Genomic DNA, 14,419 nt, shown 5'->3' on the forward strand with positions numbered 1-14,419 from the left:
TAGGGCTCATGGCGAAGGCGCTCAAGACCAACGAGGTGATTGATCGACGCACCCGGCAGGCGCTGCTGGTCGTGGCGACGGGTCTGTGCGCCGGTCTGATGCCGCTCGGCGCGATCGGGGCCCTGTTCTCGCCGCTGATCTTCGACGGTCGAGGAAACCTGCTCAACCCGTTGGCATGGATCGGGTTTCTGTTGATGATCGGGTTCTGGATCGTCTGTATCGTGGCGCCGTTCGTCGCCTGGATTTACTGGCGGCGCGAGAAGGAGACCCAAGCCTGGGCGCTGATGAGCGCCCCGCTGATCTGGGCCGTCGCGATTATCGTCGTGCTTCAGTTCGTTCCCGGCTGACCCTTCACGAAGGTCGCGATGGCGTCGACCACGCCCGGGGCCAGGGGCAATGACGGGTCCGCGTAGTTGGCCACGGTGGCGGCGCGGTCGCGTGCGCCCTGTTTCAGGATGTGGTTCATGCCCGGCAGGATAACCAGCTTCGCGGCCGGGTTTGCGGCGGCGAGGAGGTTGGCGTCCGCCACCTGGACCTGGATATCGGCGTCGCCCTGCAGGATCAGAACGGGCCCCTTGTAGGCCGCCGCGAGCTTTGCGGGGTCCTGCCGGAACATCACGATCAGGAAGCCCTGCACAGCGGGCCGGAACAGGCCGAGCAGGCCGGGATGCATGCCGGTCGTGTCGACCGTCCTGCCGGCTTCGAGCGCATCGAGCGCGGCCATCGCCTGCGGCAGGACCGGCGCATTGGCGGGGTTCGAGGTCAGCTGCTCGCGGATGACCTCGCTCAGCCGCCGGCCGGGCGCGGCGGCCAGCACCAGGCCGCAGATATCCCTGGGGGTCTGCGCGGCGATCAACGCGACCAGCGAGCCTTCGCTGTGGCCCAGCAGCCAGACGCAGGGCGCGCCGGTCTCTGCCCGGATCTTCGTCGCCCAGTCATGGGCGTCGCGGGCCAGGTCCTCGACGGTGACCGCGTTGGGATCCGCCGCCGCCGTTCCGCTGGCGAACATGCCGCGTTTGTCGACGCGAACGGTGGTGACGCCCCGCGCCGCCAGACCTTCGGCCAGCAGGCGATAGGTCGCGCCCTTGACGCCCAGCGGGTTGTCGCCGTCGCGATCGGTCGGTCCCGAGCCCGCCAGGATCAGCACCACAGGGCCCTTCGGCCCGTCGGCGGGCGCCAGCATGGTGCCCTTCAGGGGACCGGGCGCGCCGGGAACGTCAACGAAGGTCTGGACGGGGGCGGTCGCGACGGCCGCGGCCATCAACAGGGCTGCCAGCATGTCGATTTCCCCCGGGGGCTGGTGATCAGATGGAGAAGCTCACGCCGCAGCCGCAGCTGGACCGGGCGTTGGGGTTGCGGATCTTGAACTCGGCGCTGGCCAGCTCGTCGACGAAGTCGATCACCGAGCCCTTGAGCAGGCCCAGCGACATCGGGTCGACCAGCGCGGTGGCGCCGTCCCGCTCGACCCGCAGGTCCTCAGCGTCGCCGCCCTCGACCAGGTCGAAGCGGTACTGGAAGCCCGAGCAGCCGCCCCCGTCGACGGCGACACGCAGCATCAGGGCGCGGCCCTCGGCTTCGCCAATCGTGCGAATCCGGCGGGCGGCTTGTTCGGACAGGGTTACGGCGGTGTCGGTCATGGCTGTGGAAAACTTCCTCAGGTCCTATATGTGCAACCCCGCGCCCCGGGGAAAGGGGCGATCGAATTCAGGCTGCTCAATGCCGCAACCATTCCAGCCGCCGCCGCGCGCGGCCTATGCCGAAAATCCCCTGTACTCCAAGGGACGCCGGCACCCGGGTCCCGAGAGCCGCACCCGCACGCCGTTTGCGCGCGACCGCGACCGGATCATCCACTGCACCGCCTTTCGACGGCTCAAGGAGAAGACCCAGGTTTTCGTGGCGCACGAAGGCGATCACTACCGCACGCGCCTGACCCACTCGCTGGAGGTGGCGCAGATCGCCCGGTCGATCTCCACTGCGCTTGGGCTGGACAATGATCTCGCTGAGACGGTGGCGCTGGCGCACGACCTGGGTCATCCGCCGTTCGGCCATGCGGGCGAGGACCAGCTCGACGACAGCATGAAGCCGTGGGGCGGCTTCGATCACAACGTCCAGACCTTCCGGGTCGTGGCCAAGCTCGAGCACCGCTATCCCGACTTCGAGGGGCTGAACCTCACCTGGGAGACGCTCGAAGGGGTCATCAAGCACAACGGGCCGGTGACCGGGAAACTGGACCGGCCTTCCTGGGGCATGGTCAGCGCGTTTGACGCCGACTGGCCGCTCCGGCTCGACAGCTGGGCGTCGGCGGAGGCCCAGGTCGCCGCGATCGCCGACGACATCGCCTACAACAACCACGACGTCGATGACGGCGTGCAGGCGGGGCTGTTCGGTCTCAACGAACTGCTCGACGTGCCGCTGATCGGCCCGATCCTGCACGGCGTGAAGGCCGAGCGCCCCGGCCTCGATGACCATCTGACGCGGCTCGAGGCCGTGCGGCGGATGATCGGGGCGATGATCGACGACGTCATGGGCGAGACCCTGCGCCGGGCGAAAGCCACCGGCGTCGCCTCGCCGGACGACGTCCGCGGCCTCGACCACGCCCTGGTGGCGTTCTCGCCGGAGATGCTGGAAGACCTCGCCCGGCTGCGCGCCTTCCTGATGGAACGGATGTACCGTCACTGGAAGGTCAACCGCACCCGCAGCCAGGCCAAGCGGATCCTCGCCGACATGTTCTCGCTGTTCCATGCCGAGCCGGAGGTGCTGCCCGGCGAATGGTTCGTGCTGTCGCAGAACTGCGACGACAGCGCCCGGGCGCGGGTGGTCTGCGACTACATCGCCGGCATGACCGACCGGTTCGCCATCGAGGAACACCGGCGGCTGTTCCAGCTGGAAGCCTGGAGCTGAGGTCGCGGGTTAACCCTTCGGAAACCTCAAATTAACCGTTCGGTAGCGATCTTGGGCGGCTGGCGGCCTCGGGCCGCGCTTCGGTAGACTGGACGGCGTCGGTGCGCGATTCGCCGCGACGACCGGTCCGCCGCTCCCTGGAGCCTGTTTGATGTCCGATCCTGACCGCGGCGCCTATACGCCCCCGACCGACTCGCCGCTGACCTTCGACGCGCGGCGTCCCGTGCGGGGCGGTGGGCCCAATTCCTCGACCCTGATGATCAGCGCCGTGATCCTGGTGCTGCTGCTCGCAGGCGCCGGGTTCTGGCTCTACAAGGACGGCGGACGCGGCGCGAACGACGAGCCGCAGCCGGTCGGCGCCGTCGTGGCCGAAACCAAGGCGCCGCCGCCGGTCCAGGCCCAGCCTGAAGACGACAGCGCCGGTCTGCAGATCTACAAGCAGGACGAGTTCGCCGAGGGCGAGCCGACCTTCGCGCCGGGACCCGAACCCGTGCAGCCGCGTCCCGCCCCGCAGCCGGTCGCGCCGGTCGAGACCGCGGCGCTCAAGCCGGCCCTTCCGGTCGCCGCCGCGCCGGTGACGCCTGCGCCGAAGCCAGCTCAGGTGGCGGTGGTCACGCCCAAGCCGACCACACCGGCGGTCGCGCCCAAGCCTGCGGCGGGCGGTCCCGCCATGGTCCAGATCGGCGCCTTCTCCTCGGCCGCCATGGCCGACCGCGGCTGGAACGACGCCGCCTCGGTGGCCCCCGGCCTCGCCGCCGGCAAGGGCAAGCGGGTCGAGGAAATCGACCGCGACGGCAAGATTCTTTACCGCACCTCGGTGACCGGCTTCGCCAGCCGCGCCGAGGCCCAGACCTTCTGCGAACGCCTCAAGGGCGCCGGCAAGAGCTGCTTTGTGAAGTGACGCGCCACGCCGCCATCCTCGGCTGCCTCGGACCGGTCCTGACCGCCGAAGAGACGGCCTTCTTCCGGGATGTGCGGCCGTGGGGCTTCGTGCTCTTCAAGCGCAACGTCGAGACGCCGGACCAGGTCCGTGCCCTGACCGCCGCTCTGCGTGACACCGTCGACGATCCGGACGCACCGATCCTGATCGACCAGGAGGGGGGGCGGGTTCAACGACTGGGCCCCCCGCACTGGCGACGGTATCCGCCCGGCCGGGCCTACGGGACGTTGCCGACCAACGACCCTTTGCTGCGTCGGGAGATCACCCGTCTCGGGGCGCGCCTGCTGGCCCACGATCTCGCCGCGCTCGGGATCAATGTCGACTGCGTGCCGGTGCTGGATGTGCCGGTTCCCGGCGCCCACGACATCATCGGCGACAGGGCTTATGGCGAAACCGTCGCGGAGGTCGCCACGCTCGGCCGGGCCGCCGCCGAGGGCCTGATCGCCGGCGGCGTGCTGCCGATCCTCAAGCACATGCCCGGCCACGGTCGGTCCATGGCCGACAGCCACGAGAACCTGCCCGTCGTCGAGGCGTCGCTGGCCGAGCTGGAGGCCGTCGACTTCGAGCCGTTCCGGATTCTGTCGGACATGCCGATGGCGATGAGCGCTCATGTGGTCTACACCGCCGTCGATCCCCGCAACCCCGCTACCACCTCGCGCACGGCGATCCGCCAGGTGATCCGCGGCTCGATCGGCTTCGATGGCCTGCTGATGACTGACGACCTCTCGATGAAGGCGCTCGACGGCGACTTCGGGACCCGCGCCCGCAAGGCGCTGGCGGCCGGCTGCGACATGATCCTGCACTGCAACGGCCGCATGGACGAGATGCAGGCCGTCGTGGCCGGCGCCAGAACCCTGGCCGGCAAGGCGAAGCGGCGTGCGGACGCCGCCATGGCCCGGCTGGCCCGGTCGCCCGAGCCGTTCGATGTCGAGGCGGGCGTCGCCCGGTTCGACGCGGCCTTCGACGGGCGGCTCGCCGCATGACCGACGCGACCTTCCAGCCCAACCTCGACTTCGACGCCGCGGCCAACGCGGCCGAGGACGGCGAGGCGTTGATCATCGACATCGACGGCTACGAAGGACCGCTGCATGTGCTGCTGGCGCTGGCCCGCAGCCAGAAGGTCGACCTGCTGCAGATGTCGGTGACCAAGCTGGCCGACCAGTATCTGGCCTTCGTGAAACAGGCGCGCAGCCTGCGCTTCTCGCTGGCCGCGGACTATCTGGTGATGGCCGCCTGGCTGGCCTACCTGAAATCCCGCCTGCTGCTGCCTCGCGCTGACCGGCCGAAAGCCGACGAGGCGCCGGCCGAGGAGATCGCCGCCCAGCTGGCCTTCCGGCTGGCGAAGCTCGACGCCATGCGCCGGGCGGTCGACGCCCTGAACGCCCGGCCGCAGCTGCGCCGCGATGTGTTCACGCGCGGTGATCCGGAGGCGGTGGTGATCCTGTCGTCCGGCCGGATCGAGGGCGACCTCTACCAGCTGATGAGCGCCTACATCGGCCAGCGGAAGCGCGAGCACGACCGCAGCTACCGCCCGATGGTTCCAACGGCCTACGCCCTCGACGACGCCCGCCATCGCCTGCGCGGGATGCTCCCCGAACTCGCCGCCTGGACCGCGCTGGCCGGGGTCGCGCCAGTGGCCGTGGAGTCCGACGGGCCGAGCCGCGCCTCCTACCTGGCCTCAACCCTGGCGGCGAGCCTGGAGCTGGTGAAGGAGGGCGAGCTCGAGGCTCGCCAGCTGGAGGCGTTCGCCGATCTCTATCTGCGCAAGCGCAAGGAACGGCCGGAGGCGGTGGCGTGAGTGAAACGATTTTCGAGGCCGTCTACCTGGAGCGCTGCATCGAAGCTCTGCTGTTCGCGGCCGCCGAGCCGCTGAGCCTGGACGATCTGGCCCGCCGCCTGCCGGAAGGCGCCGATGTCGCGGCCGGGCTGGAGGGGCTGCGCGTGCGGTGCGAAAGCCGGGGCGTCGAGCTGGTCGCCGTCGGCGGGCGCTGGCGGTTCCAGACGGCCGGCGACCTGGCCTTCCTGATGACCGAAGAGCGGGACACCCCGCGCCGACTGTCCAAGGCGGCGCAGGAGACCCTGGCCATCATCGCCTATCACCAGCCGGTCACCCGGGCGGAGATCGAGGCCGTGCGCGGGGTTCAGGCCAGCAGTGGCACGCTCGATATCCTGCTGGAGCTGGGTCTGGTGCGGATGCGCGGCCGCCGCCGCACGCCGGGCCGTCCTGTGACCTACGGCACGACCGACGCCTTCCTCGAACACTACGGCCTGGCCAATCTGGCGGACCTGCCGGGTATGGCCGACATGAAGGCCGCGGGCCTTCTCGGTCTCGACCTGCCGCCGGGCTTCGCCGTGCCCGATCCCTCCCGCCCGAGCGAGGACGAGGACGCCCTCGATTTCGAGGGCGCCGGGCCCGAGGCGCCGGAGTTCGTGCAGGACTATGTCGGCGAGGAAGAGCCGGGGTAGGGTCCTTCGAGGCGCGATCCTGAGGGATCGCTCCTCAGGATGACGAACATTTGCGCCGACCCCTGCTCGTCATGGTGAGGAGCGAGCCTCGGGCGAGCGTCTCGAACCACGCGCGACCGTGTCCGCCCTTTAATTTGGCGACAGGCCCCGCAACCGCCTATATTGGCTCCAACAATCGAACGCTGCGGGCATCGGCTCGCCCGCCTCAAGGAGTAGCGCCGCCATGATGGGTGGATTGAGTATCTGGCACTGGCTGATCGTGATCGCGGTTGTCGCCGTGGTCTTCGGCGGACGGGGCAAGCTGTCCGGCCTGATGGGCGACGCCGCCAAGGGCATCCGCGCCTTCCAGGACGGCCTGAAAGGCGACGGCGCCAAGGTCGACGAAGACCCCGCCAAGCCGCTGCCTCGCTCCGAAACCGAGAAGGACAAGATCGTCAACTGACGGTCCTGGAACTTCGCCCTTGATCGCGCCCCGCGCGCGGGCTTAAGGCCGCCTCCATGCTGCCCGGTATCGGTTCGTCCGAAGTCTTCGTCATCGCCCTGGTCGCCCTGATCGTGGTGGGTCCCAAGGACCTGCCCGGGATGCTGCGCAAGCTCGGCCAGTTCGTGTCGAAGATGCGCAGCATGGCCAACGAGTTCCGCGCCAGTTTCGACGAGATGGCGCGCCAGTCCGAGCTGGACGACCTGCGCAAGGAAGTCGAGGCGCTGCGCTCGGGCGCCTACATGAACCCGCTGCGCGACGCCGCGAGCGAACAGGTCTTCGCCGACATCGACGCCAGCATGCAGGGCGGCGCGGTGCAGTTCCCGCCCGTCAGCTATCAGCCCGAGCCGGAAGAGGCGGTGCAGGCCGTCGCCGCGCCAGACAAGCCGAAGCGCAAGCGCGCGCCGAAGGCCGCCGCCGCGATCGTCGAGGAGGCCGCCCCGGCCCGCAAGCCGCGCGCGTCGCGCAAGAAGGCGGAGACGCCCTCGTGAGCGACGATCTGAGCCCTGATGACGCCGAGATCGAGGCCTCCCGCGCGCCGCTGCTGGATCATCTGGTCGAGCTGCGCCGGCGGCTGATCATCTGCGTCGGCGCGGTGATCATCGCGTTCGGCATCTGCTTCGCCTTCTCCAACGAGATCTACACCTTCCTGCTCCAGCCGTTCGTCAAGGCCAACGCCCTGATCGAGGCGCAGAAGGCGATGCCGAACCACAACCCGTTCGACCTCACGCATGCCTTCGACCTGATCAAGGTGATGATCGGGCTCAAGGAGCTGCCGGTCGCCGACACCCAGAAGCTGGAGCTGATCTTCACCGCGCCGCTGGAGTTCTTCTTCACCAAGATGAAGATGGCCGGCTTCGGGGCGCTGGTGCTGACCTTCCCGGTCCTCGCCTGGCAGGTCTACGCGTTCGTCGCGCCGGGGCTCTACAAGAAGGAGCGGATGGCCTTCCTGCCGTTCCTGTCCGCCTCTCCGATCCTGTTCATCATCGGCGGCGCGATGGTCTACTACTTCATGCTGCCGTTCGTGATGTGGTTCTCGCTGAGCCAGGAGGTCACCACCGCGGCGGTCGATGTGGCCCTGACGCCCAAGGTTTCCGACTACCTGACGCTGGTGACGACCCTGCTGCTGGCGTTCGGCCTGTGCTTCCAGCTGCCCGTGGTGGTTTCGTTGCTGGGCCTGGCCGGTCTGGTCAACAGCGGCATGCTGCGTGAGGGACGCCGCTACGCCATCGTCGGCGTGTTCGTCGTCGCGGCCCTGTTCACCCCGCCCGACCCGATCAGCCAGCTGATGCTCGCGATCCCCATCTGCCTGCTCTACGAGGCTTCGATCTGGTGCGTCTGGCTGATCGAACGCCGGCGGAAGAAGCAGGATGCGGCGGCCGGAACGGATGTGGTTCCGGTCTGACGTCGCAGGGTCGCGATTCAACAGTTTGCGTCCTTCGAGACGCGATCCTGAGGGATCGCTCCTCAGGATGACGGGCAGAGTTGGATCGCACCTCTATTCGTCATGGTGAGGAGCGAGCCTCAAGCGAGCGTCTCGAACCACGCAGGGCCGCTTTGCAACGCCCCCGACGCCCGTTAGACAAAGCGCCTCACTCCAGACGGCGTTCTTCCCATGCACGACATCAAAGCCATACGCGACAATCCGGCGGCCTTCGACGCCGGCTGGAAGTCTCGTGGCCTTGAGCCGCAGACGCCGGTGCTGCTCGATCTCGACCAGAAGCTCCGCGCGGCCCAGACGGCGGTGCAGACCGCCCAGTCGCGGCGCAACGAGGCCAGCAAGCTGATCGGCCAGGCCAAGGCGCAGAGGGACGAGGCGAAGGCCGCCGCCCTGATGGCCGAGGTCGAGGCGCTGAAGGCCGAGATGGCGGCGGCGGCCGAGACGGAAGCGGCGGTCGGCAAGGCCCTGCGCGATCATCTGGCCGGCCTGCCCAACATTCCGGACGCGATGGTCCCGGCCGGCGCCGACGAGGCCGGCAACGTCGAGCAGAGTCGATCGGGCGATCCGCGCCGGATGAACAACGCCCGCGACCACGTCGATATCGGCGCGGGCCTCGGCGGCATGGACTTCGAGGCCGCCGCCCGCATGAGCGGCTCGCGCTTCGTGGTGCTCAAGAAGGGCGTCGCGCGGCTCGAGCGGGCTATCGGCCAGTTCATGCTCGATCTGCAGACGACGCAGAACGGCTACACCGAGGTCAGCCCGCCGGTGCTGGTCAAGGAGCAGGCGCTGTTCGGCACGGGCCAGCTGCCGAAGTTCGAGGAAGATCTCTTCAGGACGACGGGGGAGCACTACCTCATCCCCACCGCCGAAGTCTCCCTGACCAATCTCGTCCGGGAGCAGATCACCGACGAGGAGGAGCTGCCGCTCCGGCTGACCGCGTTGACCCAGTGCTTCCGCTCGGAAGCCGGCTCGGCGGGACGGGATACGCGCGGCATGATCCGCCAGCACCAGTTCCAGAAGGTCGAGTTGGTGGCGATCACCACGCCCGAGCAGTCGGCCGCCGAGCACGACCACATGGTCGCCAGCGCCCAGATGGTGCTGGAGAAGCTGGGCCTCGCCTACCGCACCATGCTGCTGTGCACCGGCGACATGGGCTTTACCGCGAAGAAGACCTTCGACCTGGAGGTCTGGCTGCCGTCGCAGAACACCTTCCGGGAGATCAGCTCGATCTCCAACTGCGGCGACTTCCAGGCCCGGCGCATGGACGCCCGCAGCCAGAAGCGCGGCGAGAAGGGCACGCGGTTCGTCCACACCCTGAACGGCTCGGGCCTCGCCGTCGGCCGCACGCTGGTGGCTGTGCTTGAGAATTATCAGGACGAGGGCGGCCGGGTGGCCATTCCCGAGGTCCTGCAGCCCTACATGGGCGGCCTGACCCACCTGGAGCCGGGCGCGTGAGCGCCCCCGGATCACGCATGAGAATCCTCCTCACCAACGACGACGGCATCCATGCCGAAGGTCTCAAATCGCTCGAGAAGATCGCTCGCGCCCTGACCGATGACGTCTGGATCGTCGCGCCGGAATACGAGCAGTCCGGCGCCAGCCGGGCCCTGACGCTCGCCGACCCGATCCGGGTGCGCAAGGAGGGCGACCGCAAGTGGGCCGTCGCCGGCACGCCGACCGACTGCGTCATGCTGGGCGTGCGCGAGCTGATCGACGGCGTGGGGCCTGATCTGGTCCTGTCCGGTGTCAACCGCGGCCAGAACATCGCCGAGGACGTGACCCTGTCGGGCACGGTCGCCGGCGCGATCGAGGGCATGGCTCTTGGCATCCCGTCGATCGCCCTCAGCCAGTCGATGCTCGCCTTCCATGACGAGGTCGTTCCCTACTGGGAGACCGCCGAGCACTTCGGCCCCGGCGTCGTGCGCCGTCTGCTTGAGGTGGGCTGGCCGGTCGACGTGGTGATGAACGTCAATTTCCCTTCGCGTCCGCCGGCCGAGGTGACCGAGATCGAGGTCACGCGCCAGGGCTTCCGTGACACCCACATCCGCACGTTCGACAAGCGCACCGACCTGCGCGGTCGCGACTACTACTGGATGGGCTTTTCCGGAAAACTGTCCAGGCCGGAGGACGGCACTGACCTGAAGGCGATCTACGAGGGCAAGATTTCGATCACGCCGCTGCATATCGACCTCACGCACAGGGAATCGGTGAACAAGCTCAAGGGCCTCATCGGAGGCGTCCCGCCGAAGAGCTGATGACCGACGAGCCCGAAACCTCCAGGACGCGCATGGCGCGGTTGATCCTCGCCCTCCGCTCGCAGGGGGTGACCGATCCGCGCGTGCTCGACGCCATCGAACGGACCCCGCGGGAGATCTTCACGCCGGACCTGTTCAAGGAGCGGGCGTTCGAAGACTCGGCCCTGCCGATCGCCTGTGGCCAGACGATCAGCCAGCCGTTCATTGTCGGGCTGATGACCCAGGCCCTGACGCTCGAACCGCGTGCCCGGGTGCTCGAGATCGGCACCGGGTCGGGCTACCAGACGACGATCCTCTCGGGGCTGTCGCGGCTGGTCTACACCGTGGAACGCTATCGCACGCTGATGCGGGAGGCGGAGGAGCGGTTCAAGACGCTGGGCCTGATCAACGTCGTCACCAAATTCGGCGACGGCGGCGAAGGCTGGGCGGAACAGGCCCCGTTCGACCGGATCATGGTCACCGCCGCCGCGCCGGAAGAGCCGAAGAAGCTGCTGGCCCAGCTGAAGCCCAACGGCGTGCTGGTCGCGCCGATCGGCAAGGGGCCGGTCCAGAGCCTGCGCCGCTACGCCGGCGACGGGCAGGGCGGTTTCAAGGTGGAACTGCTGGGCGATGTGCGCTTCGTGCCCCTGCTCGACGGCGTCGCCCGCGAACTGTGATCTAACAATTTCGTCACTGGCGGCATGCCTCGTTTCGCCTCAATTGAGGCTCAAAGGTCCCCGAATCTCGGGACTTGAGCACGACGGGCGCTGATTTCCGCAACCCTTTCGACTGGCGGATCAAGGTCGCGGTTAACGCGGGCTTAAGGCCGCCGGGACGACACCATCCGGATACAGAAACGGACCGGCGATGACGCATTTCCTTTCCCGCACCGCCCTGGTGGCCTTCGTTGCAGCCGCGACGACCGCCTGCGCCTCCACACCGGCCTATCCGACCGTCGAGGGCGCGGCCCCCGGCACGGGGCCGCAGCTGGCCAGACCGTCGTTCCCGGTGCAGGCCCAGGCGGAGCCCGAGCGGCTGCCGCCGACCGAGGCCGACGAGATGGGCGACCCGCTGCCCGCCGGCCGGTCCGCCCCGCCGTCCGATCCGCTGCCGCCGGCCCGGCCGGTTCCGGGACCGGCGCCGGTCCAGGCCAGCGAGCTGCCGCCGCCCGCGCCGCGTCCGGTCACGCCCGACGCCGCGCCGCCGCCCGTCATCCGCACCGAGCGCGCCGTACCGACGCCGCCGCCGCCGGTCCCGACGACCGTCACCAAGGTGATCACCCTCGCGCCCGGCAAGGTCGTCGACATCGACGGACGTCCGAAGACCTACACCGTCAAGGAGGGCCAGGGGCTCGACGCGGTCGCCCGCGCCATGGGCTCGTCGCGCGCCGAACTGGCCAAGATCAACAATCTCTCCGAACCCTACCGCCTGAAGCCGGGCCAGGTGCTCAAGGGGCCCGCCAGCCGGGCCAAGGCCTATGTGGTCGCGCCGGGCGACACCCTGTTCGCGATCGCCAAGCGCTTCAACGTCAAGGCGTCGGTCCTGGCGGACGAGAACGACCTGACGGTCAACTCCGCTATCCGTCCCGGCCAGAAGCTGCGGCTGCCGGCGGGTTACAAGGACAGCGGTCCGACGAAGAAGACGATCACCACGACGGTCGACGCGCCGGCCCCGGTGGCTCCGACGCCCGCGCCCGTGCCGGTTCGTCCGACTCCGGCGCCCACGCCCACACCCACGCCCGCGCCGGTGCAGCCGACGCCGGTCCCCGTTCGCCCGACTCCGGCCCCCGTCCGTCCGACCCCGACCCCGACCCCGCCCGCGCCGTCGCCGGTCAAGCCGCCGGTCGTCCGCCCGGTGACGCCGCCGGTCACGCCAAGGCCGCTTCCGCCCGCACCGCAGGTGGTGCCGGACGACCGGCCGCCGGTGCTCTCGGACGACCAGATCACCGCGCTCGGCCGCGGCCGGTTCAGCTGGCCGGTCGAAGGCCAGATCCTGTCAGGCTACGGTCCCAAGGCCGGCGGCCAGCGCAATGACGGCGTCAATGTCGGCGCGCCCGCCGGTACGCCGGTTCGCGCTGCGGCGGCCGGCAAGGTCGTCTATTCCGGCGGCGACGTCCCGGGCTTCGGCGTCACCGTGCTGATCCAGCACGATGACGGCTGGGTGACGGTCTATGGCCATCTGGCGCGCGCCGACGTGCGCATGCAGCAGACCGTCCGCGCCGGGGAACAGATCGGTCAGGTCGGCTCCAGCGGCGGCGTCAGCCAGCCTCAGCTGCACTTCGAGATCCGCTACTCGCCGTCGCCGAAGTTCAAGGCCAAGGCCGTCGATCCGGGGCTGGTTCTGCCGCGCATGCGGTAGTCTTGAATCCGCTTCCCCGCCCTTGCGGGGTACGCGGGCAGGGTAGGCCGGGATTCGTCTAGTCCTGACCCCACCGCCAGCGCCAGCCGCCGCGTGTCTTGGCGACGCCGATGACCACCAGCGCCACGATGGCCAGCACGCCAACGCTGGCCTTCAGGCGCCAGTCGACGTCGATCAGCAGGTACGGTCCGCCGAGCATGATGGCCATAAAGGCCGCCAGAACGGCCCAGCCTTCCCAACTGCATGGCAGGCCGGCGCCGTAGCCGTAGCGTTTGGGGTTGAACCAGGGCTTGCCCATGCAGGTATCTCCTCGGGATCAGCTCGGCAGCTTCACGCCCATCTCGCCGGCCAGGTCGCGGATGAACTGCCAGGCGATGCGACCCGAGCGGGACCCGCGCAGTTGCGACCAGCGCAGGGCGCGGCCGTGCAGGTCGGGCGCGGTCAGTCCAAACCGCGTCGCATAGGTCTTCACCGCGTCGAGGTAGCCGGCCTGGTCCATCGGCGGGAAGCCGATCCACAGGCCGAAGCGATCGGAAACGCTGACCTCTTCTTCGGCGTCCTCGGCGGCGGCGATCATGCCGCGCCCCTCCGCGTGGTCGCGCGGCATCAGGTGGCGGCGGTTGGAGGTGGCGACGAACAGCACATTCTCCGGCGGGCCGGCGACGCCGCCTTCCAGCGCCGACTTCAGCGCCTTGGCCGCCGCCGCGCCGTCTTCGAAGGACAGGTCGTCGCACAGCACCACGAATCGCTCCGGCCGGCCGCGCAGTCTGTCGAACAGCGGGGGCAGGGCGGCGACCTCGTCTCGGTCGACCTCGATCAGCTTCAGCGCCGGATGGTCGGCGGCGACAGCCATGAAGGCCGCCTTCGCCAGCGAGCTCTTGCCGGTGCCGCGCACCCCCCAGAGCAGGGCGTGGTTGGCGGGCAGATGGCAGGCGAACCGCTTGAGGTTCTCGAGGAAGCGCGCCTTCTGGCCATCCACGCCCACCAGCAGATCGAGCGGCAGGGGATAATCCGGCGCCGCCGGAAACGTGTTGCTCGCCGGTTCATGCCGAAAGAGCCTCGCCGCCGCGAAATCCGGCTCGCGCGGCGCCTGCGGAGCCAGCCGCTCGAGCGCCTCGGCGATCCGTGTCAGCAGGGTCTGTGTCTTATCGTCCATACCCCGCCCTTACCGGCAGCGCCGCGCATTGCAAAGCGAGGGGCCACACCTTAGTTTCCGCCGACCTTTGGCGCGCCTATTCGGCCGCGCCTGTCCCTATGCCTCTCCGGAGACGAAATGACTGATCCCAATAGCCTGATCCAGCTGGTCGGCTTGCCGCTGATGATCGGTGGCCTGTTCTACATCATGATCTGGCGCCCGCAGCAGAAGCGCATGAAGGACCATGCGGCGATGCTCGGTGCGCTGAAGCGCGGCGACAACATCGTTCTCAACAGCGGCCTGACGGGCAAGATCGTGCGCGTCGAAGACAAGGAAGTCGGCGTCGAGATCGCCCAGGGCGTGACGGTGAAGGTGATCAAGTCGATGATCGCCGAGGTGCGTGGCAAGGGCGAACCCGCCGCCATCGCCAACGACACCAAGTCCTGATCCACAGCGCCAAGGC

Annotated in this window: 18 protein-coding genes; 14 read left to right on the forward strand and 4 right to left on the reverse strand. The window is 69.1% G+C overall.

Translation table 11 applies throughout. From position 1 onward, the window contains the following. Positions 1 to 8 precede the first annotated feature (8 nt). Positions 9 to 347 carry a hypothetical protein gene (locus tag AC3WJT_RS11450; RefSeq protein ID WP_492343245.1) on the forward strand — a complete coding sequence of 113 codons (339 nt, stop codon included), beginning with the start codon at positions 9 to 11 and terminating at the stop codon, positions 345 to 347. On the opposite strand, the gene AC3WJT_RS11455 is transcribed toward AC3WJT_RS11450, so the two are convergent. Both AC3WJT_RS11455 and AC3WJT_RS11460 read right to left on the reverse strand, forming a co-directional pair. Further along, complete coding sequence (locus AC3WJT_RS11455; RefSeq protein ID WP_492343246.1) at positions 329 to 1,279, reverse strand: alpha/beta hydrolase; 951 nt, start codon at positions 1,277 to 1,279, stop codon at positions 329 to 331. The genes AC3WJT_RS11450 and AC3WJT_RS11455 overlap by 19 nt on opposite strands. A 25-nt stretch (positions 1,280 to 1,304) precedes the next feature. After that, positions 1,305 to 1,637, reverse strand: coding sequence for a HesB/IscA family protein (locus AC3WJT_RS11460; RefSeq protein WP_492343247.1), 333 nt, complete (start codon positions 1,635 to 1,637; stop codon positions 1,305 to 1,307). A gap of 79 nt (positions 1,638 to 1,716) precedes the next feature. Between AC3WJT_RS11460 and AC3WJT_RS11465 the strand changes: the two genes are divergently transcribed. From AC3WJT_RS11465 to AC3WJT_RS11520, 12 genes are all read left to right on the forward strand, one after another. Continuing rightward, positions 1,717 to 2,901 (forward strand): deoxyguanosinetriphosphate triphosphohydrolase, encoded by a 1,185-nt coding sequence (locus tag AC3WJT_RS11465; protein WP_492343248.1) that lies wholly within the window; start codon positions 1,717 to 1,719, stop codon positions 2,899 to 2,901. A 151-nt stretch (positions 2,902 to 3,052) separates the two neighbouring features. Next, positions 3,053 to 3,802: a cell division protein FtsN gene (gene ftsN / locus AC3WJT_RS11470; RefSeq protein WP_492343249.1), complete on the forward strand. Its 750-nt coding sequence runs from the start codon at positions 3,053 to 3,055 to the stop codon at positions 3,800 to 3,802. Then, positions 3,799 to 4,824, forward strand: coding sequence for a beta-N-acetylhexosaminidase (gene nagZ / locus AC3WJT_RS11475; protein ID WP_492343250.1), 1,026 nt, complete (start codon positions 3,799 to 3,801; stop codon positions 4,822 to 4,824). Before ftsN ends, nagZ begins: the two co-directional genes overlap by 4 nt. Beyond that, positions 4,821 to 5,639: a segregation and condensation protein A gene (locus tag AC3WJT_RS11480; protein WP_492343251.1), complete on the forward strand. Its 819-nt coding sequence runs from the start codon at positions 4,821 to 4,823 to the stop codon at positions 5,637 to 5,639. The genes nagZ and AC3WJT_RS11480 overlap by 4 nt, the downstream gene beginning before the upstream one ends. Positions 5,640 to 5,647: 8 nt before the next feature. Beyond that, positions 5,648 to 6,307 (forward strand): SMC-Scp complex subunit ScpB, encoded by a 660-nt coding sequence (gene scpB / locus AC3WJT_RS11485; RefSeq protein ID WP_492343346.1) that lies wholly within the window; start codon positions 5,648 to 5,650, stop codon positions 6,305 to 6,307. A 226-nt stretch (positions 6,308 to 6,533) separates the two neighbouring features. Continuing rightward, complete coding sequence (gene tatA, locus AC3WJT_RS11490) at positions 6,534 to 6,749, forward strand: twin-arginine translocase TatA/TatE family subunit (RefSeq protein WP_492343347.1); 216 nt, start codon at positions 6,534 to 6,536, stop codon at positions 6,747 to 6,749. Between the two features lie 56 nt (positions 6,750 to 6,805). After that, a complete protein-coding gene (gene tatB / locus AC3WJT_RS11495) occupies positions 6,806 to 7,279 on the forward strand; it encodes a Sec-independent protein translocase protein TatB (protein WP_492343252.1) in 474 nt (157 codons plus the stop codon). Then, a complete protein-coding gene (tatC, locus tag AC3WJT_RS11500; protein WP_492343253.1) occupies positions 7,276 to 8,193 on the forward strand; it encodes a twin-arginine translocase subunit TatC in 918 nt (305 codons plus the stop codon). The genes tatB and tatC overlap by 4 nt, the downstream gene beginning before the upstream one ends. Positions 8,194 to 8,403: 210 nt before the next feature. After that, the gene (serS, locus tag AC3WJT_RS11505) at positions 8,404 to 9,684 is read left to right on the forward strand and encodes a serine--tRNA ligase (RefSeq protein WP_492343254.1); all 1,281 of its coding nucleotides are present in this window, start codon (positions 8,404 to 8,406) and stop codon (positions 9,682 to 9,684) included. Between the two features lie 17 nt (positions 9,685 to 9,701). Continuing rightward, complete coding sequence (gene surE, locus AC3WJT_RS11510; protein ID WP_492343255.1) at positions 9,702 to 10,484, forward strand: 5'/3'-nucleotidase SurE; 783 nt, start codon at positions 9,702 to 9,704, stop codon at positions 10,482 to 10,484. Further along, a complete protein-coding gene (locus AC3WJT_RS11515) occupies positions 10,484 to 11,140 on the forward strand; it encodes a protein-L-isoaspartate(D-aspartate) O-methyltransferase (RefSeq protein ID WP_492343256.1) in 657 nt (218 codons plus the stop codon). Before surE ends, AC3WJT_RS11515 begins: the two co-directional genes overlap by 1 nt. Positions 11,141 to 11,330: 190 nt before the next feature. Continuing rightward, complete coding sequence (locus AC3WJT_RS11520) at positions 11,331 to 12,821, forward strand: peptidoglycan DD-metalloendopeptidase family protein (protein ID WP_492343257.1); 1,491 nt, start codon at positions 11,331 to 11,333, stop codon at positions 12,819 to 12,821. A gap of 58 nt (positions 12,822 to 12,879) precedes the next feature. On the opposite strand, the gene AC3WJT_RS11525 is transcribed toward AC3WJT_RS11520, so the two are convergent. Further along, on the reverse strand, positions 12,880 to 13,119 hold the full coding sequence (locus AC3WJT_RS11525; protein WP_492343258.1) for a hypothetical protein: 240 nt from the start codon (positions 13,117 to 13,119) through the stop codon (positions 12,880 to 12,882). Positions 13,120 to 13,137: 18 nt separating this feature from the next. Beyond that, on the reverse strand, positions 13,138 to 13,977 hold the full coding sequence (locus AC3WJT_RS11530; RefSeq protein ID WP_492343259.1) for an ATP-binding protein: 840 nt from the start codon (positions 13,975 to 13,977) through the stop codon (positions 13,138 to 13,140). 117 nt (positions 13,978 to 14,094) lie between these two features. On the opposite strand from AC3WJT_RS11530, the gene yajC reads away from it, so the two are divergent. Further along, entirely contained in the window at positions 14,095 to 14,403 is a 309-nt protein-coding gene (gene yajC / locus AC3WJT_RS11535; RefSeq protein ID WP_492343260.1) for a preprotein translocase subunit YajC, read from the forward strand. Positions 14,404 to 14,419 lie beyond the last annotated feature (16 nt).

It is taken from the genome of Caulobacter sp. FW305-C-30-S16, assembly GCF_058783025.1.